Source organism: Ruegeria sp. G12 (genome assembly GCF_056533565.1).
Genome location: NZ_JBQFOO010000005.1, coordinates 140,906 through 158,670, shown reverse-complemented (window position 1 = coordinate 158,670; position 17,765 = coordinate 140,906). Strand labels below are relative to the sequence as shown.

Sequence of the window (17,765 nt, the reverse complement as noted above, 5' to 3'; positions counted from 1 at the left end):
CGGCGGGGGCAGAGCCCCCTTTTCTACCACATCGTCTTGGCGGCGCGCGCTCCCCATTCCTGGTCATAGCGTGCGCCACCTTCTTCTCCGGCGGTCATTTCGGCCAGAATCTCTCCGACACTTGGCAAGCCCTCAGCATCATCACCACCTGCCCATGTCTGCGCGCGCATCAGCGCGCGGGCGCATTGGGTGTAAATCTCGGCAATTTCGATAACGATGACGGTTGCGGGTTGTTTGCCGAGTTTTTCGAACCGGGTGCGCAGGGTTTCGTCCGCCGTCAGGCGCGCCGCGCCGTTCACGCGCACGACGTTGTTCGAGCCGGGCACAAGGAACATCAGCGACACGCGCGGGTCGCGCACGATGTTGCGCAGGCTGTCCAGGCGGTTGTTTCCGCGCCAGTCGGGCAGCGCCAGCGTACCTGGGTCCAGTTCCAGCACAACAGGGCCCTCATCGCCGCGCGGGCTGCCATCGACGCCTTCTGGCCCGACGGTGCTAAGCATACAAAGCCGCGCGGTCATGATCCATTTGCGATAGAGCGGCGTCAGCCGATGGGCCACCTTGCGCAAAGACCGCGCGCCGGGCGTACCATACAAACCCTCAAGCGTTGCGATATCTTCAATGAACTCCATCCGGATCAAACCCCACTTCGCGCATCAATTCGTTCGAGCGTGTTTCGATAACCGTCTCCAGTCGCCCGAGGAACGCATCCCGCCCCACGCCCGGCTCGATCGGGTCGAGGAAATCGACAATCGCCAGTCCCGGCTTGCGCAGGACACCAGTACGCGGCCAGAACACGCCCGCATTAGTGGCGACGGGCACACAGGGAAACCCGAGGCCCTCGTACAGGACGGCGGTGCCGACCTTATAGGGTTTCTGCGCCCCCGGCGCGACCCGTGTGCCTTGCGGGTAGATGACCAATTGCCCGGGCTCGGCGAATTCCTTGGCCACGTCCTTGACCATCTTGGCCACCGCCGCACCCTTTTTGCCGCGATTGACCGGGATACAGCCCAGACGTCGCGCATACATGCCGATGACCGGCGTCCATAGCAGTTCCCTCTTCATGATGAACTTTCCGTGGGGAATGGCACTGAAGATCATGATGATGTCGAGAAACGATTGGTGTTTGGCCGCAATCACCACTTCGCCCGTCGGGGGTGTTCCGCGCACCTCGCTGCGGATACCAACCATCCAGCGGGTCAGCCACAGCGTCGTGCGGGCGTAGGTCATGCAGGCACTCGACGCGCCGCGTTTAGAAAACACCGCATAGGGCAGGAACAGGATGCCAAGGATCAGCATCCAGACATAGATCGTGATCATGAAGATCAGCGAGCGCACCCATTGAACCGCCATAAGCATCACGAAAGCTCCTTTAGTTTCCGGCGTGCGGCGTTCCATGTGGCAAAAAACGCCACTAATGAACCCAGCAGGGGGATGAAGACCGGCAAGGCCCAGTCACCGCCCTGAAAGCCGACGCCCGACAGAAAACCGCCCGCGTCCGAGGCCTCGGGCAGCAGCAGAACACCCGTCATGCCCAGCAGTGTGCCCACGGCGGCCCCAAACAGCGCCCGGTAGGTGAAGCGCCGGACAAAGGCTCCGGCTATGAACCGGTCACGCGCGCCGACCTGACGCAGCACTTCGATGATCTGGGCGTTGGCGGCAAGCGAGGCATTGGCGGCCAGTGTGATCATCGCCGCCGTCGCGCCGCCGATCAGCAGGATCGAAATCCAGCCCAACCGACGCAGCGACATGGCGGCCTCGACCAAGGGTTCGCGCCAGCGTGTGTGGTCGTCCAGAACCGCGCCCGGCACCTCGGCCCCCAGACGCAGGCGTAGACCGGCGGCGTCCAGACCCGGATCGCCTTCGACAATCTGGATCAGTTGCGGGATGGGCAGCGTGTCCAGCGGCAGGTCCGGCCCGAACCACGGCGACAGCAGTTCGGCCTGTTCGTCGGCTGTCAGGGCGCGGGCGGATGCAACGCCGGGGGTCTGACCCAACACGGTCAGCGCGGCCTCGGTCTGGGCGGCAAGCTGTTCGGCCGGGGCATTGATCCGCAAGGTCGCCGCCCCGGCCAGTTCCGTCGCCCAGCGGTCTGCAATTCGGCCCGACGCCAGCGACAAAGCAAGCGCAAAAACCGCCAGAAACGCCATCGCGCCGGACACAAACAGGGTCAGATGCGCCGTGTAGCCCGTCGGCGGTACTACCCGATCAGCGCGTTTGTCGCGATGCAGCAGGTTGCGGATGTCACCCTTGCTCATAGGTCCGCTCCCGCCAGTTGCAGCCGTCGCTGCGAGATGCGCAGGACGCGGGCCTGAACCTGACTTTTGGCGGCCCGGATCAGGCTCAGGTCATGGGTGGCGATCAGAACCGTCTTGCCCATCCGGTTCAGCTCGATCAGCAGGCGCAGCAGACGTTGGGACATCTCCCAATCCACATTGCCGGTAGGCTCATCCGCCAGCACCACATCGGGCGACAGGATCACCGCCCGCGCCAGTGCGGCACGTTGACGTTCACCGCCTGACAGTTCCGGCGGGCGGGCCTCCAGCCGGGCGCCAAGTCCGACCCAGTTCAGCAATTCGGTCAGGTTGTCCTGTTCGGCGGATTCGGCACGGCCGGACACCATCAGCGGCAGGGACACGTTTTCTGCCAGCGTCATGTGATCCAGAAACTGGCAATCCTGATGCACGACACCGATCCGGCGGCGCAGCAGCGCCATCTGATCCCGATCCAAAGCCGAGATATCCTGATCAAACGCACTCAGCCGCCCCGAGGTCGGCAACAATGCGCCGTAGCACAGTTTCAGCAGCGTCGTTTTGCCCGCCCCCGACGGCCCGGTCAGAAAATGGAACGATCCGGGCTGCAAATGCACCGAGACATCGCTCAGCAATTCGCCACCGCCATAGGTGTAGCTGACATTTTCCAGCTCGATCACAGGTGCCCCCAGGTTCTTTTGCCGCTCTTCTTGCCCGAGCGCGGTGGTGGTTTCAATGCCTGCACCGGGTCGAATTGGTGACAGTTGGCCCGTGAAACCGAAAACGCCCTTTGCTGTTGGGTCTTAACGGAATATCATTCCTGAAAAAACAACTATCGCGCCGACTATTTCGTTCGGCCGGGGAGGCAGCATGCGTTTAACATGTCCGAATTGCAGTGCCCAATATGAGGTTCCGGACGAGGTCATCCCGGAAGAAGGCCGCGACGTTCAGTGTTCTAATTGCGATCAGACCTGGTTTCAGGCCAAGCATCCGACCGAACCGACACCCGTAACGGAAGACGCACCCCAGACCGAAGCCGAAGAGCCGAAGGTTGATGAGGCGGCAGAAGCCGCGCCTGCAAAGCCGGAAAAGCCTGCAGCCGCTTCAAACGGCAATGTCGATCCGGCTGTCGCCAACATCCTGCAGGAAGAAGCCGCGCGCGAGGCTGACCTGCGCGCGCAGGAAGGCGCGCCGCTGGAAACCCAGCCCGATCTGGCGCTGGAAACACCGCCCGAGCCAAAGGTTGAACCCAAACGCCCGGCCTTGTCCGAGACCGCCGAGGATGCCGGTCAGAAAGATGCGCTGCCGGATGTCGAGGCGATCAATTCCAGCCTGCTCAGCGATGACGGCGATGCGGCGGTGGACCAACCCGCCCGCAAATCCGGCGGGTTCCTGCGCGGGTTTGCGCTGATCCTGATCATCGGCGTGGTTCTGTACCTAATCTACGGCAATGCCCAGCAGATCAGTGAGGCCGTGCCGCAAGCCGATCCGGTGCTGAATTCCTACGTGTCACTGGTGGATCAAGCGCGGCTCTGGCTGGAGGCGCAGGCCGGATCCCAATAAACCCGATCTCTGGGATCAGAACCGCTCCAGCAACCGCTTGAGGTATTCCAATTCGATTCTGGGCCGGTCGGATTCACCAGTACGGCGGCGGATTTCATCCAACAACTCGCGCGCGCGGCGATAAACGTCTTCGCCCTGCAGCAGGTTCTCATCGGTCGAGATCGACCCGGTCGCCCCCGGATTCCGCCCCAGCGGGTCGCGGTTATTGGCCTGCATGTCACCTTCCTGCGTACCCTGTCCCGGCTGGTTCTGCTGGTTCTGGGCCATCGCTTCGCCAAGGGATCGCATGCCTTCGCGCAGGGCCTCCATCGCCTCGGATTGGCGGTCGATCGCTTCGGCCAGATCGTCGCCGCGCAGCGCCTCCTCGGCGCCCTCCATCGCGCGACCGGCGCGGTCCAGTGCCTCGCGCGCGGCTTCGCCTTCCGGCGTGCCGCCGCCTGGCAAGCCCTGTTGCTGCCGGTTCAACTCGTCCCGCAAGGCCTGCTGTCGGTCCGCCAGTGAGGGTTGGCCGGTCTGCCCATCCCCTGGCTCGTCCGAGCCCTGCCCCTGACCATCGTGGCTCTGCCCACGGCCCTGACCGCCACTGCGGCCTTCATTGCCCTGACTGTCGCCCGCCTGCGCGCCGGGATTGAACTGCTCCTGCAGGTCCCGGAACGCCTGATCGCTGAGGCCTTGTTGTTCGCGCAGCGTTTCCGCCAGCCCTTCCATGGCCTGCTGGCCTTCGGACTGGCCGCCCTGACCCTGGCCCTGGGTGACACGCATATTCTCCATCATCTGCTGGAACTCTTCCAGCGCCTGCTGCGCCTCGGCCATACGGCCCTGTTCCATCAGTTCCTGAATGCGATCCATCATGCGCTGCAGGTCATCCTGCGTCATCTGCATGCTCTCGCCATTCTGGCCCTGCTGGTTCTGCTGGCCTTCGCCGTTTTCCTGCGCCAGACGTTGCAACTGCTGCAGGTAGTCCTGCGTGGCTTCCCGCAGCTCCTGCATCAGTTCGGCGATCTCTTCATCGCTGGCCCCGTTCTGCATCGCCTCGGTCAGACGTTCCTGCGCCCGGCGCATACGTTCCAGCGCGTCAGCCAGCGTGCCTTCTTCGATCAGCACGGCCAGATCCCACAGCGCCTGCGCGATCTCTTCCTGCTGTTCGGATTTCAGGCCAAACTCGGTGAACGTCTCCAACCGGCGCAGGGTGACGCGCAGGCGAAGATAGGCCGTATCCGAGCGGAACACGTCTTCGGGGCGATGGGAGACCGCCCGCAGCACCTGCGATACGCGCGGTGCGTTGGTGCGGGACCAGAGCAGATCGCGCCGCTGTTCGATCACCGCCGCTGCCAGCGGGTCAAAGAACCGGCGTGCGGGCAAAGCGGTGGCATAAGCCTCGGATTCCGAGACCTGATCAGCGGCGTCCCGCGCCATCAGCGTGATCCTGACCGGCAGATGCGCCCAAGGGTGTTCCGAGAAGTCCTCAATCAGATCCTCGGTGAAATCCGCCCGATCCCCGGTGATCGGCATCGGCAACTGAACCTCGATCGTTTCTCGGGGTTCAGGGTCGGCTGTCAGACCATAACGGCGATCGACCGCTGGCAAATCCAGTTCGATCCGCGCCGCGCCCGAGACCACCGCATAATCGTCGCTGGCAGCAAAGGGCAATTTCATCTGACCGCCTGCCTCGGCCTCGGCCCGACCATCGACCGCGATCCGGGGCGACGCATCGTCGATGATATTCAGCGCCCAGTCCCGGCCTGCGGGTCCTTCGATGCGCAACTGACCAGACCGGTCCGCCACGAAATCCTGTTCCGGCTCCGTCGCCGCCTCGGCCCCGGTGGCCGAGGTCGTCTCGGTCAGGTTATGCGCGCCGACCTCACCATAAAACCGCAGCGTGATGCGGCTGCCCTTAGGAATCGACAGGTCCGGGTCGGACTGATCCGCCAGATAAAGCGTTGGCAAACCGGTATAACGGGGTGGTTCCACCCAGCCTTCCCAGGTCGGCCCCTGCCCGGCGATTGCTGATCCCGGCGTCATTTCAGCCACCGAACCGATCCGCCAGAAGGACCCGAACAGAACCGCAACAACCAGCGCCAAAAGCGCCGCATAGCGCAAAGCGTAAGGATCGCGCGAGGCCAGGCGAAGATCGGGCTTGACCGCACCGGCCCCCGCCGCGCGCTGCGCCATGCGGCGCTTATGTGCCTGCCAGAGCGCCACAGATTCGGCATCCGTCGCACCAATGGCCTGATCGTCCATCAGCGCCTGAATCGGCCTGCCGGGAAGCGTTTCATCCAGCCGCGCCAGCGCCGCCATCCGGGACGGGAAATGGAATCGCCTGACCCCGACAACAGCCGCGACACTCAGCGCGACTATCGCGGCGACACCAATGCCCCAGACCATCTCAACGGCGATGTGATCATGCAGGCCCATCATCAAAGCGGCCAAAAGCACCATCAAAATCGAGAAAAACGGCCAGAAGGCACGCAAAACCTGCTCGGCCAGCATGCCCCCATGGGTCAACCACAGGGATAGTCTCGGGATCGGCAGGTTCGATTTGTCGCGCAAGGCGGGCCTCCGGGATCGGGCCTGCGCGCCTATCGCGTCAGAGCCACGAGGGTATGGTATCGCGGTTTATGATTTCGTCAAAGCTTGGCCGTTCACGAATGACTGCAAATTGATCACCATGCACCAGAACCTCGGGGATCAGGGGGCGGGTGTTGTATTCGCTGGACATTACAGCGCCATAGGCCCCGGCGCTGCGGAAGGCGACCAGATCACCAGCACCAAGCGGCGGCATGTTGCGCTCTTTCGCAAAGGTATCGCCGGATTCGCAGACCGGCCCCACGATGTCATAGGGCTGCTGTTCCACCCCCGGCGCGGGTTCCTGTACGGGAACGATATCGTGATGCGCCTCATACATCGCGGGGCGGATCAGGTCGTTCATGGCCCCGTCGAGGATCAGGAAATCGCGGCCTTCACCGGATTTCACATAGATCACCTTGGAAACCATCAGGCCCGCATTTCCCGCAATCAAACGACCCGGCTCGATTTCAATCTCACAGTCCAGATAGCCCAGTGCTTTCTGGATCAGCGCGCCATATTCCACCGGCAGCGGCGGGGCATCATTGGCGCGGGTATATGGAATGCCCAACCCTCCGCCCAGATCGAGGCGGCGGATATCATGCCCCTCGGCCCGCAACTGCTCGGTCAGTTCCGCGACCTTGGTGTAGGCCAGATTGAAAGGTTCCAACTCGGTCAGTTGCGAGCCGATATGGACGTCGATGCCGATCACCTCCAACCCCGGCAGGCTGGCGGCGTGTGCATAGACCTCGGACGCGCGGGCGATGGGGATGCCGAACTTGTTCTCGGACTTGCCAGTGGCAATCTTGGCGTGGGTCTTGGCATCCACATCCGGGTTCACCCGCACGGTGATCGGCGCGACCACGCCCAGGTCCAGAGCTGTGGCGTTGATCACCTCCATCTCGGGCTCGGATTCCACGTTGAACTGGCGGATGCCGCCGGTCAGCGCGGTGCGAATCTCATCCGCCGTCTTGCCGACGCCCGAGAACACGATCTTGTCTCCGGGTACGCCTGCCGCCTTGGCGCGAAGGTATTCCCCGCCCGAGACCACATCCATCCCCGCGCCCGCCTGCGCCAGCGTCTTCAAGATCGCCTGATTGCTGGCCGCCTTCATCGCATAGCAGACAAGGTGATCCGTGCCCTCAAGCGCGTCATCGAACAGCTTGAAATGGCGCAGCAGGGTCGCCGTCGAATAGACATAGAACGGGGTTCCGACCGCGGCAGCGATTTCGGAAATCGGGACATCCTCGGCGTAAAGCGCGCCGTCGCGGTAGAGAAAGTGATCCATGCCTGCGCGCTTAGACCAAAAACGCCCTGTGGATCAATGGATTCGGCGCAAGCCGGGCCCCGAGATCACTTTCTGGTGGATACGCCAACCCGGCCATAGCCCGAGATCGAAACGCCCGTGCCACTGGCTTGGGGCGCGGGGTCCGGGCGGGGGCTGCTGGTTGGCTCGCAGGCCGCAAGCAGGCCGAGGGACAGGATCAGACCTAGTAATCTCATTGTGTTCGTCTTTTCGTTAACTTCGGCGCAGGGCCGGTCTGTCCTTCACATGGTCGTGACTGCATCGGAATGCAATCGCTTTGTTACACGCCCAGATAGATGCCCAGACCGCCGCGCCGAAAGCCAACGCCGCCGCCCACATAGGTGCCGCTGCTGCCGACAGCCACATTTGCGCTGGCGGTTGGCTGAACCGGCTCGCCATCCGCGCCGCAACTCGCCAGCACGAGGCCTGCGGACAGGAGCAGGATCACACGCAGAGCAGCTTTCATATCTTCGCCTTCCATCGCTTGATCTGGGCCCGCACCTGATCAGGTGCCGTGCCGCCGTAAGACTGGCGCGAGTTTACCGAGTTTTCGACCGTAAGGACAGAATAGACGTCATCGGTGATATCGGCATGGACCGTTTGCATATCCTCTAGCGTCAGATCGGGCAGGTCGCAGCCCTTGGATTCGGCCATCGCAACCAGCGATCCGGTGACATGGTGCGCATCGCGGAACGGCAGGCCCAGCACCCGCACCAGCCAGTCGGCCAGATCGGTCGCGGTCGAGAAACCCGACCCTGCAGCGGCGGCCAGACTGTCGCGGTTGGCGGTCATGTCCTTGACCATGCCTTCCATCGCGGCCAACGCCAGCATCCAGTTGTCGGCGGCGTCAAAGACCTGTTCCTTGTCTTCCTGCATGTCCTTGGAATAGGCCAGCGGCAGGCCTTTCATGACCATCATCAGCGCGGTGTTTGCGCCGTAGATGCGGCCCACCTTGGCGCGGATCAGCTCGGCCGCGTCGGGGTTTTTCTTCTGCGGCATGATCGACGAACCGGTCGAGAACCGATCCGACAGTGTCACGAACCGGAACTGCGCCGAGGACCAGATCACCAGTTCTTCGGCAAAGCGCGACAGGTGGACGGCGCAGATTGAAGCGGTCGAGAGGAATTCCAGCGCGAAGTCACGGTCGCTGACCGCGTCCAGCGAGTTGGCGGCGGGGCGGTCAAAGCCCAGCGCCTCAGCTGTCATAGCACGGTCGATGGGGAAGGACGTGCCTGCCAGCGCAGCGGCCCCCAGCGGGGATTCGTTCATCCGGGCGCGGGCGTCGCGGACGCGGCTGAGGTCGCGGCCAAACATCTCGACATAGGCCATCATGTGATGGCCCCATGTCACCGGTTGCGCGGTTTGCAGATGGGTGAAGCCGGGCATGACCCAATCGGCCCCGGCCTCGGCCTGCGCCAGAAGCGCGCGGATCAGGGCCAGCAGGCCAGACTCAGCCGCGTCGAACTGATCACGGACCCAGAGTTTGAAGTCGGTCGCGACCTGATCGTTGCGCGACCGGCCTGTGTGCAAACGGCCTGCGGGTTCCCCGATCACCTCTTTCAGACGCGCTTCGACATTCATGTGGATGTCTTCCAGCGCGGTCGAGAACTGAAAATCTCCGTTCTGGATTTCTGACAAGACTGTGAGCAGCCCTTCCCGAATGGCCTGCGCGTCATTATCAGTAATAACGCCTGTGGCAGCCAACATGGCGGCATGGGCGCGCGAGCCTGCGATGTCCTGGGCTGCCATCCGCTGATCGAACCCGATCGAGGCATTGATCGCCTCCATGATCGCGTCTGGACCGGCGGCAAAGCGGCCGCCCCACATCTGGTTCGAGGATTGATCGGTCATGAAAGAAAACCCGGAGTTGATATGCGCCTGTTACGTCTGATCCCCCTTTATATGGCCCTTGCGCTGGGTGCAAACGCGGCGTTGGCCGCGGATGTCGAAACGCTGAAGCCCCTGCGCGACGGCACGCTGAAACGGCTGATCCTGCACAAAGAGCCGAAAGAGGCCAAGGTGATCGAATTTCAGCTGGAAGATGACGGCGGCACCGGCACGCTTGAGGATTATGCTGGCAAATACGTGCTGCTGAACTTCTGGGCCACATGGTGCGCCCCCTGCCGCAAGGAAATGCCGCAGATCGCCGAATTGCAGCAAGAGTTCGGAGGCGACAAGTTTCAGGTTCTGACACTGGCCACCGGGCGCAACACGCCCGCCGGGATCAAGAAGTTCTTTGATGAAAACGGCATCGAAAACCTGCCCCGCCATCAGGATCCAAGCTCGGCCGCTGCGCGCGAATTCGGTGTCATCGCCCTGCCGATCACCGTCATTCTGGACCCCGAAGGTCAGGAAATCGCCCGCCTGATTGGTGATGCCGAATGGAATTCGGACAGCGCCAAGGCGATCGTCGGGGCGCTTGTCGGCGGCGAAAGCTGACCACCCGCGCGTCTTCTACACTTTTGTGGTAAACTGGAACCGGCCCTTACGGGCCGGTTTTCGTTTCTTGATCTGCGGGAAGGGAGACAGCGATGAAACCGGTGGTTCTGCTGATCGGAAAGCTGCCAAACGTGATCGGCGATGCGGCGCAACAACTCGATCACCTTCCGATCCAATGGCTCGGCGCGCATGACAGTGATGAGGTTCGCAAACAACTCGACGCCGAACCCCGGATTGCCTGCGCCATCATGGGGGCCGGTCTGGACGATACCGTGCGCGGTGAGATGGTTGGCATAATTGCCGCGCGCCGCCCCGATATCTGCATGCACCTGAAAGACCGGGCTTCGGGGCCAGATGGTCTGGTGCCGTTTGTCGAAAGGGTGGTGCAGCACGAAATCCTCGACCGTCCCGACGCCACTTGACGCGACGCCACCTTTGACAGCCTCCGGCCCGCTTTGCACTCTGGCGCGGGGAGGACGGAATGCCGCTTGAAATACTGTTAATTCTGGTGGTCGCGGGTATTGCCGGAATAACCCTGCTGCTGCATCTGACCGGAAAATCCGAACTGCGCATCCTGACGCATGAGACCGCGCGGGCAGACTGGCAGCGCCATTTTCCCGAGGATGTGGTGATCGATGTCACCATTTCACAGGACGGCCATGCGGCGCTGGTTCGTACCGACTCCGGTCCGGGTCTGCTCTGGTCCTTCGGGGCGGACACCGTGGCGCGGCACCTGCTGGATTTCGACTGGATCGAACAACCTGACGGGTTCGAGTTTCAGTTCCACGACTTCGCCACCCCCCGCGCCCTTATCCGCCTTGATGACATTGAACGCCAGCACTGGCGGAACCTGATGGACCCTGAATGACTGACCAGATTACCTTTCCCGACGCGGTGCAATGGGCCGTGCCGTTCTTCATCGCCGCCATTCTGGCCGAGTTCGTCTGGATCGCCGTCAAAGGCAAAGGCGGCCGGTACGAAACGCGGGACGCCGTGACCTCATTGATCATGGGGGCGGGCAACATCGCCTCGGGCTTTCTGTTGGGGTTCATCGCCTGGGCGTTCTTCATGTGGCTTTGGCAGATCACACCGCTGAATTTGGGTACCTCGATCCCCGTCATCATCCTGTGCTTCGTGCTGGATGACCTGCGCTATTACTGGGTGCACCGGTTCGGGCATCGTATCCGCTGGGTCTGGGCCAGCCATGTGAACCACCACAGCTCGCAACACTACAACCTGACCACGGCGCTGCGGCAGACATGGACCTATACGTTCACCTTCATGATGGTGGTGCGCGCGCCGCTGATCCTGCTGGGGTTCCACCCGGCGATGGTGCTGTTCGTGGGCGGGCTGAACCTGATCTATCAGTTCTGGATTCACACCGAGGCGATCGGCAAGATGCCCCGCTGGTTCGAGGCGGTGATGAACACCCCCAGCCACCACCGCGCCCATCACGGGCGCAACGCGCGGTATCTGGATTGCAACTATGCGGGCGTGTTCATCATCTGGGACAAGATGTTCGGCACCTTTGTCCCGGAGCAAGAGGATGACCGTGTCGACTACGGGCTGGTCCACAATATCGGCACGTTCAACCCGCTGCGCGTAGCGTTTCACGAATGGGTCGGCATCTGGCGCGATGCAACGCAGCCGGGGCTGAGCCTGCGCCAACGTCTGGCCTATTGCTTTGCCCCGCCGGGCTACAGCCACGATGGCAGCCGGGACAATTCCCAGCAGATCAAAGCCAAGCACCTCGCCCGCCATCCAGAAGATCGCGGAACGCCCGGATTCGAGCATCTCACCGAAAATGCGCCCAATCCGCAGGCAGAGCGCGCCTGAAATCCGGCGGAAATCCGCGTATCAATTTGAAATCACACCCGGCCGGTCCATATCGAGCAGGTATTTTCTTATGCGAGTGATCGGAGGCCAACATGACCCGTGTGATGACAATCTCGACCGCGATTGGGCTTGTAGGTCTTGCGATGGCCATGCTCGCAGCCCTGAGCAACGGCGCCAGCCCTGTTTTTCTGGCGCTGGGTTTTGCCATGATGATCCTTGGATTTTTCGGAGCGGTTTTTGGCGCGGCGGCGTCTCTGGTTCGCACCTGACCGACGCCGGGCTGACCGGGAACCGGATTTTTTTTTCGGTCTTTAACTGCGGATTCATACATTTGCCGTGAAACTGTAGCCGAACTCTTGATCGGCAACAGACCGGACACCGGCGAATATGCGGCACAAGACACGCGCAAACATACCAGAAGGGTCCGAAAACCCCCTGAACTCGGCCCTGTCCAGCCGGGACCGGTCGGTTGTGCAAATGGCAACCGAGGCGGTCAAGCACAAGCAATGCAAACTGGCCTTTCAGCCGGTGATGCAAGCGCAGGAGCCCTATGGTGTGGCCTTCTACGAAGGATTCATCCGGGTTCTGGACGAAACCGGTCGGGTGATCCCTGCGCGCGAGTTCATGCCGCAGGTCGAAAACACCCCCATCGGGCGCGAACTGGATTGCGTCGCGCTGGAACTGGGCCTGCGCACGCTGATCCGGAACCCCGGTATCCGGTTGTCGATCAACATGTCTGCTCGGTCCATCGGCTACGCCCGCTGGTCCCGCGTGTTGGACCGCTTTCTGAAAAAAGACCCCGGTCTGGGCGACCGGCTGATCCTTGAGATTTCCGAAGATTCAGCCATGCAGGTACCCGAACTTGTGGTCGACTTCATGGATCGGCTGCAAGATCGGGGGATCGCTTTTGCGTTGGACGATTTCGGGGCCAGCAATTTCAGTTTCCGCCACTTCCGCGAGTTTCTGTTCGATGCCGCCAAGATTGACGGCCAGTTCGTGCGCGGTGTCAGCACCAATCCGGACAATCAGGCTCTGGTCCGCGCCCTGATCGCCGTGGCCCGCGAATTCGAGATTCTGGTGACCGCCGAATCGGTCGAAACACGGCAGGATGCAGAGTTCCTTGTCGCCAGCGGGGTGGACTGCCTGCAGGGTTTCCTGTTCGGTGCACCCACCGTCACTCAACCCTGGCGGGCTGAAAAGGGCGCTCAGGCAAAGGCTTAGCCAGAGAATCCAGTTGCGGCTTTCTGCCCGTCTGCGTCATGAGACAAGCTGTCCGTTGCTGCGTCTGCAGCATTACGCTATGGCAAGTAGAGCTGGAGCGGGGGATCGCCAGGCGCTCTTGGTGTTGGCAAAGGCTGTCTCTGCCAACTGCGCGCAAGACTTCCCACAGGACCATGACGGTAAAGGACTTAGTATATGACCAATGTAGTTATCGCATCCGCCGCACGCACCGGTGTCGGCAGCTTTGGCGGTTCGTTTGCGAACACACCTGCACATGATCTGGGCACCGCCGTGCTTGAGGCCGTCGTCGAACGCGCCGGTGTCGACAAGGGCGAGGTAAGCGAAACCATCATGGGTCAGGTCCTGACCGCAGCCCAAGGCCAGAACCCCGCGCGTCAGGCGCATATCAACGCCGGTCTGCCGCAGGAAGCCGCAGCCTGGGGTATCAACCAGGTTTGTGGCTCGGGTCTGCGGGCGGTTGCCTTGGGCGCGCAGCACATCCAGCTGGGCGATGCCGATATCGTGGCTGCCGGTGGCCAGGAAAACATGACCCTGTCGCCCCACGCCGCCGCCCTGCGTGCCGGTCAGAAGATGGGCGACATGAAATATATCGACACCATGATCCGCGACGGTCTGTGGGATGCCTTCAACGGCTACCACATGGGCCAGACCGCCGAAAACGTCGCCGAGAAGTGGCAGATCAGCCGCGACATGCAGGACGAATTCGCCGTTGCATCGCAGAACAAAGCGGAAGCAGCCCAGAACGCTGGCAAGTTCGCCGACGAAATCGTGCCCTTCACCATCAAGACCCGCAAGGGCGACATCGTGATGGACAAGGACGAATACATCCGCCACGGCGCGACAATGGAAGCCATGGCCAAACTGCGCCCGGCCTTCACCAAGGACGGTTCGGTCACGGCGGCAAACGCCTCGGGCCTGAATGATGGCGCGGCGGCAACCCTGCTGATGTCGGCCGAGAACGCCGAGAAGCGCGGGATCGAGCCTCTGGCCCGGATCGCATCTTACGCCACTGCCGGTCTGGACCCGTCCATCATGGGCGTTGGCCCGATCTACGCCTCGCGCAAGGCGCTGGAAAAAGCGGGCTGGTCGGTTGACGATCTGGATCTGGTCGAGGCCAACGAAGCCTTTGCCGCGCAGGCCTGCGCCGTGAACAAGGACATGGGCTGGGATCCGTCGATCGTGAACGTCAACGGCGGCGCGATTGCCATCGGTCACCCCATCGGTGCCTCGGGCTGCCGGGTTCTGAACACGCTGCTGTTCGAAATGAAGCGCCGCGACGCCAAGAAGGGTCTGGCGACCCTGTGCATCGGCGGCGGCATGGGCGTGGCGCTCTGCGTGGAGCGCGACTAAGCAGCTTGAAGACCGCATAGAACAGGGCGCCCGACCGGCGCCCTTTTTTATCTCACCACTCCACTGTCTTTTTGGGTGCGACAATATTTGCGGCGCTGAGGATGAAATATCCGCGAAACGATATTGCGCAACCAATCCCCTACAAGTAACAGAATTACCAAGCCGACTAAATTTGGAGGATTCCTAAATGGCACGTACAGCACTCGTCACCGGCGGCTCCCGCGGCATCGGCGCAGCAATTTCCAAGGCGCTCAAAGCCGAAGGGTACAATGTTGCAGCCACCTATGCCGGCAACGACGAAGCCGCGGCGAAATTCAGCGAAGAGACCGGCATCAAGACCTATAAATGGAACGTTGCCGATTACGCCGAATCCAAAGCCGGCATCGAAAAGGTCGAGGCCGAGGTTGGCCCGATCGACGTGGTGGTCGCCAATGCGGGCATCACCCGTGACGCGCCGTTCCACAAGATGAGCCCGGAACAGTGGCAGCAGGTGATCGACACCAACCTGACCGGCGTGTTCAACACCGTCCACCCGGTCTGGCCCGGCATGCGCGAGCGTAAGTTCGGCCGCGTGATCGTCATCAGCTCGGTCAACGGTCAGAAGGGTCAGTTCGCGCAGGTGAACTATGCCGCGACCAAGGCGGGCGATCTGGGCATCGTGAAATCGCTGGCGCAGGAAGGCGCGCGTGCAGGCATCACCGCCAACGCCGTCTGCCCCGGCTATATCGGAACCGAGATGGTGATGGCCGTGCCGGAAAAGGTCCGCGAATCCATCATCGCGCAGATCCCTGCGGGCCGTCTGGGTGAGGCGGAAGAGATCGCGCGCTGCGTGACCTTCCTGGCTTCGGATGATTCGCAGTTCATCAACGGGTCGACCATTTCGGCCAACGGGGCACAGTTCTTCTCCTGATCCCTGCGGCAGACCAAAAAAGGGGCCGGTCCATTTGGGTCGGCCTTTTTTGTATGCGCGCCACAGGTTTTGTGACAGGCCGTGAAAGACGGCGTATACCGCTGTTCGATTCGAACCGACCCCAGCAGCAGGCCCTTCCCCCGCATGACCAGAAACCGCGCCACCGCCATCGGATTTATCGCCGTTCTTCTGTGGTCACTACTGGCCCTGTTTACGGTCGGTTCAGCCCCGACCCCACCGCTGTTGCTGAACGCGATCTGTTTCAGCATCGGCGGCACGCTGGGCCTGATCTGGACATGGCGAACCGGAGGGTTGGGGCAGCTTCGCGCCGTCAGTTGGAAAGTCTACGCCTTTGGGACGGTTGGGCTGTTCGGCTATCACGCGCTTTATTTCTCGGCCCTGCGCATGGCCCCCGCTGCCGAGGCCGGTCTGATCGCCTATCTCTGGCCGCTGTTGATCGTGCTGTTTTCCGGCCTGCTGCCGGGCGAGCATCTGCGCGCTGGCCATCTGATCGGGGCCAGCCTTGGCTTTGCCGGGGCGGCGCTGATCATCACCGGCGGCGGCAGCGCCGGGTTTCAGGCGGACCATCTGCCGGGCTATGCCCTGGCGCTGCTTTGCGCGGTGACATGGTCGGGCTATTCCGTCCTGTCCCGACGGCTGGGTGAAACACCCACAAGCTCGGTCGCCGTGTTCTGCGTGCTGACCGCCATCGCCTCATGGCTGCTGCATTTTGCGCTGGAGGAGACGGTCTTGCCCGATACGCCGCTCAGTTGGGCGTCAACGCTTGCGCTGGGGTTGGGGCCGGTCGGGCTGGCGTTTTATGTCTGGGATATCGGGGTCAAACAGGGCGACATCCAGATGCTCGGCACCAGTTCCTATGCGGCACCGCTATTGTCTACCCTTGTTCTGGTTTGGGCCGGGATCGCCATACCAACGTGGACCCTGGCGATCGCGGCTTTGCTGATAACCGGCGGGGCTGCCCTTGCGGCGCGCGCCAGCCTGACTCGTTAACTGGACAGGCGTTCGATTTCTTCTTTCAGCTTCAGTTTTTGCTTTTTGAGTTGAGCGATATGGAGATCATCGATGCCTGGCGAGCGTTGGGCTTCTTCTACCTCAAGACCGAGACTTTCGTGCTTTTTCTTCAGTTCGGTCAGATGTGCGCTCACGCTCATGGCGATCCTCCTTCTGTTGTGTCTGAGTGTCACGTAAGAAGTTGACCACATCGTTTCCAGTCTGTCACGCCGCAGACGCACAGAATCTGTCCTAAATCCGACAATTTCGGCTGGTCATTGCCGATCAGGGTTAAAACCGGGGTAACGCGGCCCCGTCGCGCAGTATCTTGGACACCTCTGGCGTATAGCTGTCGCCGTCCCTTTCGTGCCGATCGCCCTGGTGCAAAATCAACGGCGCATGCAGGCGAAATGCCGCACGCCCGCCTTTGCGCGCGCGCAGGATCACCAGCTCTGCCGCGCGGCCCGCGCGGGCGCACAGGGGCAGTATCTCGACCGATCCCAGCCTTTGGTCACAGGCCGAAAGCATGTCCGGCAGGCGATCCGCCTTCTGGATCATATGCAGGTATCCCCGCGGCCCAAGGCGTTTGGCCGCCACGTCGATCCAATGCTCCAACGCGGTCTGTTCGCCTAAGGCAATGCTGCGCCCGGTGTCACTGGCCGGGCTGTGCGCGCCGGGGCGATAATAGGGCGGGTTGGCGATGACATGGTCGAACTGGCGCTGTTTCAGGTCGCGTGGCAGCGCGGTCAGATCAGCCTCGACAACTTCAAGTTCCACCTTGTTTTCAACGGCATTCCGCCGCGCCAGATCGGCATAGGCGGGCTGCAACTCAACCCCCGATAGCTGCAGGCCCGGAACGCGCGCGGCAAGGCACAGAATCGCGGCCCCTGCCCCACAGCCCAGTTCCAGCACCGACTGGCCCGATGTCGCCGGGACCGATGCGGCCAGAAACACAGGGTCTACCCCCGCGCGATAGCCTGTGACAGGTTGCCACAACCGAACCCGCCCGCCCAGAAAGTCGTTGCAGGTCAGATCACTGTCCGGAAAGCGGCTCATCGCCCCAAGGGGATTTCATTGTCGCGCATGACGCGTTCGGCTCGGGTCAGGTCGTCGGCCCGCACCATAAGGCGGCGGGGGAAGATTCCGATGCCGCCTTCGAGGATGCTCATATTTACGTCCATCTGAAAGCAGTCTATATCCTCGCCCTCAAGAAGAGCGGATGCAAAGGCCAGGATTGTCGGATCGGTGCTGCGCAAAAGTTCTTTCATGGGGATGGATGTAAGGGCAAGGACAG

22 protein-coding genes are annotated in these 17,765 nt (G+C 62.1%); 10 read left to right on the top strand and 12 right to left on the bottom strand.

Features of this window, described 5'->3' with window-relative positions; all coding sequences use genetic code 11:
* Positions 1-23: 23 nt before the first annotated feature.
* Genes ACR0JN_RS13290 through ACR0JN_RS13275 form a run of 4 tightly spaced genes read right to left on the bottom strand, consistent with a single transcriptional unit; the run spans position 24 to position 2,929 of the window.
* Positions 24-629 (bottom strand): pyridoxamine 5'-phosphate oxidase family protein, encoded by a 606-nt coding sequence (locus tag ACR0JN_RS13290; protein ID WP_480886193.1) that lies wholly within the window; start codon positions 627-629, stop codon positions 24-26.
* Complete coding sequence (locus ACR0JN_RS13285) at positions 616-1,356, bottom strand: lysophospholipid acyltransferase family protein (RefSeq protein ID WP_480886191.1); 741 nt, start codon at positions 1,354-1,356, stop codon at positions 616-618. The genes ACR0JN_RS13290 and ACR0JN_RS13285 overlap by 14 nt, the downstream gene beginning before the upstream one ends.
* The gene (locus tag ACR0JN_RS13280) at positions 1,356-2,255 is read right to left on the bottom strand and encodes a cell division protein FtsX (protein ID WP_480886189.1); all 900 of its coding nucleotides are present in this window, start codon (positions 2,253-2,255) and stop codon (positions 1,356-1,358) included. The genes ACR0JN_RS13285 and ACR0JN_RS13280 overlap by 1 nt, the downstream gene beginning before the upstream one ends.
* Positions 2,252-2,929: a cell division ATP-binding protein FtsE gene (locus ACR0JN_RS13275; RefSeq protein WP_480886187.1), complete on the bottom strand. Its 678-nt coding sequence runs from the start codon at positions 2,927-2,929 to the stop codon at positions 2,252-2,254. Before ACR0JN_RS13275 ends, ACR0JN_RS13280 begins: the two co-directional genes overlap by 4 nt.
* A gap of 190 nt (positions 2,930-3,119) precedes the next feature.
* On the opposite strand from ACR0JN_RS13275, the gene ACR0JN_RS13270 reads away from it, so the two are divergent.
* Complete coding sequence (locus ACR0JN_RS13270; RefSeq protein WP_480886185.1) at positions 3,120-3,812, top strand: zinc-ribbon domain-containing protein; 693 nt, start codon at positions 3,120-3,122, stop codon at positions 3,810-3,812.
* A 15-nt stretch (positions 3,813-3,827) separates the two neighbouring features.
* Here ACR0JN_RS13270 and ACR0JN_RS13265 read toward each other — a convergent pair whose 3' ends face one another.
* The 5 genes from ACR0JN_RS13265 to argH form a co-directional block, all read right to left on the bottom strand.
* On the bottom strand, positions 3,828-6,302 hold the full coding sequence (locus tag ACR0JN_RS13265; RefSeq protein ID WP_480886447.1) for a TIGR02302 family protein: 2,475 nt from the start codon (positions 6,300-6,302) through the stop codon (positions 3,828-3,830).
* A gap of 97 nt (positions 6,303-6,399) precedes the next feature.
* Positions 6,400-7,665 (bottom strand): diaminopimelate decarboxylase, encoded by a 1,266-nt coding sequence (gene lysA / locus ACR0JN_RS13260; protein WP_480886183.1) that lies wholly within the window; start codon positions 7,663-7,665, stop codon positions 6,400-6,402.
* A 65-nt stretch (positions 7,666-7,730) separates the two neighbouring features.
* On the bottom strand, positions 7,731-7,880 hold the full coding sequence (locus tag ACR0JN_RS13255) for a hypothetical protein (protein ID WP_480817663.1): 150 nt from the start codon (positions 7,878-7,880) through the stop codon (positions 7,731-7,733).
* Positions 7,881-7,963: 83 nt separating this feature from the next.
* Complete coding sequence (locus ACR0JN_RS13250; protein ID WP_480886181.1) at positions 7,964-8,149, bottom strand: argininosuccinate lyase; 186 nt, start codon at positions 8,147-8,149, stop codon at positions 7,964-7,966.
* Positions 8,146-9,534: an argininosuccinate lyase gene (argH, locus tag ACR0JN_RS13245; RefSeq protein ID WP_480886179.1), complete on the bottom strand. Its 1,389-nt coding sequence runs from the start codon at positions 9,532-9,534 to the stop codon at positions 8,146-8,148. Before argH ends, ACR0JN_RS13250 begins: the two co-directional genes overlap by 4 nt.
* A gap of 21 nt (positions 9,535-9,555) precedes the next feature.
* Here argH and ACR0JN_RS13240 point away from each other — a divergent pair, with 21 nt between their 5' ends.
* The 9 genes from ACR0JN_RS13240 (at position 9,556) to yddG (ending at position 16,471) form a co-directional block, all read left to right on the top strand.
* The gene (locus tag ACR0JN_RS13240; RefSeq protein WP_480886177.1) at positions 9,556-10,122 is read left to right on the top strand and encodes a TlpA disulfide reductase family protein; all 567 of its coding nucleotides are present in this window, start codon (positions 9,556-9,558) and stop codon (positions 10,120-10,122) included.
* Positions 10,123-10,214: 92 nt separating this feature from the next.
* Positions 10,215-10,544, top strand: a complete 330-nt coding sequence (locus ACR0JN_RS13235; protein WP_480817667.1) for a hypothetical protein — start codon at positions 10,215-10,217, stop codon at positions 10,542-10,544.
* Between the two features lie 59 nt (positions 10,545-10,603).
* Complete coding sequence (locus ACR0JN_RS13230; protein WP_480886174.1) at positions 10,604-10,990, top strand: hypothetical protein; 387 nt, start codon at positions 10,604-10,606, stop codon at positions 10,988-10,990.
* Positions 10,987-11,958 (top strand): sterol desaturase family protein, encoded by a 972-nt coding sequence (locus ACR0JN_RS13225; protein WP_480886173.1) that lies wholly within the window; start codon positions 10,987-10,989, stop codon positions 11,956-11,958. Before ACR0JN_RS13230 ends, ACR0JN_RS13225 begins: the two co-directional genes overlap by 4 nt.
* 92 nt (positions 11,959-12,050) lie before the next feature.
* The gene (locus ACR0JN_RS13220; RefSeq protein ID WP_480817670.1) at positions 12,051-12,227 is read left to right on the top strand and encodes a hypothetical protein; all 177 of its coding nucleotides are present in this window, start codon (positions 12,051-12,053) and stop codon (positions 12,225-12,227) included.
* Positions 12,228-12,345: 118 nt separating this feature from the next.
* Positions 12,346-13,179 (top strand): EAL domain-containing protein, encoded by an 834-nt coding sequence (locus ACR0JN_RS13215; RefSeq protein ID WP_480886171.1) that lies wholly within the window; start codon positions 12,346-12,348, stop codon positions 13,177-13,179.
* Positions 13,180-13,374: 195 nt separating this feature from the next.
* Positions 13,375-14,550: an acetyl-CoA C-acetyltransferase gene (locus tag ACR0JN_RS13210; RefSeq protein WP_480817672.1), complete on the top strand. Its 1,176-nt coding sequence runs from the start codon at positions 13,375-13,377 to the stop codon at positions 14,548-14,550.
* A 187-nt stretch (positions 14,551-14,737) separates the two neighbouring features.
* Positions 14,738-15,460 (top strand): acetoacetyl-CoA reductase, encoded by a 723-nt coding sequence (gene phbB / locus ACR0JN_RS13205; protein ID WP_480886169.1) that lies wholly within the window; start codon positions 14,738-14,740, stop codon positions 15,458-15,460.
* Between the two features lie 144 nt (positions 15,461-15,604).
* Positions 15,605-16,471 (top strand): aromatic amino acid exporter YddG, encoded by an 867-nt coding sequence (yddG, locus tag ACR0JN_RS13200; RefSeq protein ID WP_480886168.1) that lies wholly within the window; start codon positions 15,605-15,607, stop codon positions 16,469-16,471.
* On the opposite strand, the gene ACR0JN_RS13195 is transcribed toward yddG, so the two are convergent.
* From ACR0JN_RS13195 to ACR0JN_RS13185, 3 genes are all read right to left on the bottom strand, one after another.
* The gene (locus tag ACR0JN_RS13195) at positions 16,468-16,632 is read right to left on the bottom strand and encodes a YdcH family protein (RefSeq protein ID WP_480614149.1); all 165 of its coding nucleotides are present in this window, start codon (positions 16,630-16,632) and stop codon (positions 16,468-16,470) included. The two genes, yddG and ACR0JN_RS13195, sit on opposite strands and share 4 nt — an antisense overlap.
* 130 nt (positions 16,633-16,762) lie before the next feature.
* Positions 16,763-17,527, bottom strand: coding sequence for a tRNA1(Val) (adenine(37)-N6)-methyltransferase (locus ACR0JN_RS13190; protein ID WP_480886166.1), 765 nt, complete (start codon positions 17,525-17,527; stop codon positions 16,763-16,765).
* Positions 17,524-17,739, bottom strand: a complete 216-nt coding sequence (locus tag ACR0JN_RS13185; RefSeq protein ID WP_037316655.1) for a putative signal transducing protein — start codon at positions 17,737-17,739, stop codon at positions 17,524-17,526. The genes ACR0JN_RS13190 and ACR0JN_RS13185 overlap by 4 nt, the downstream gene beginning before the upstream one ends.
* Positions 17,740-17,765: the final 26 nt, after the last annotated feature.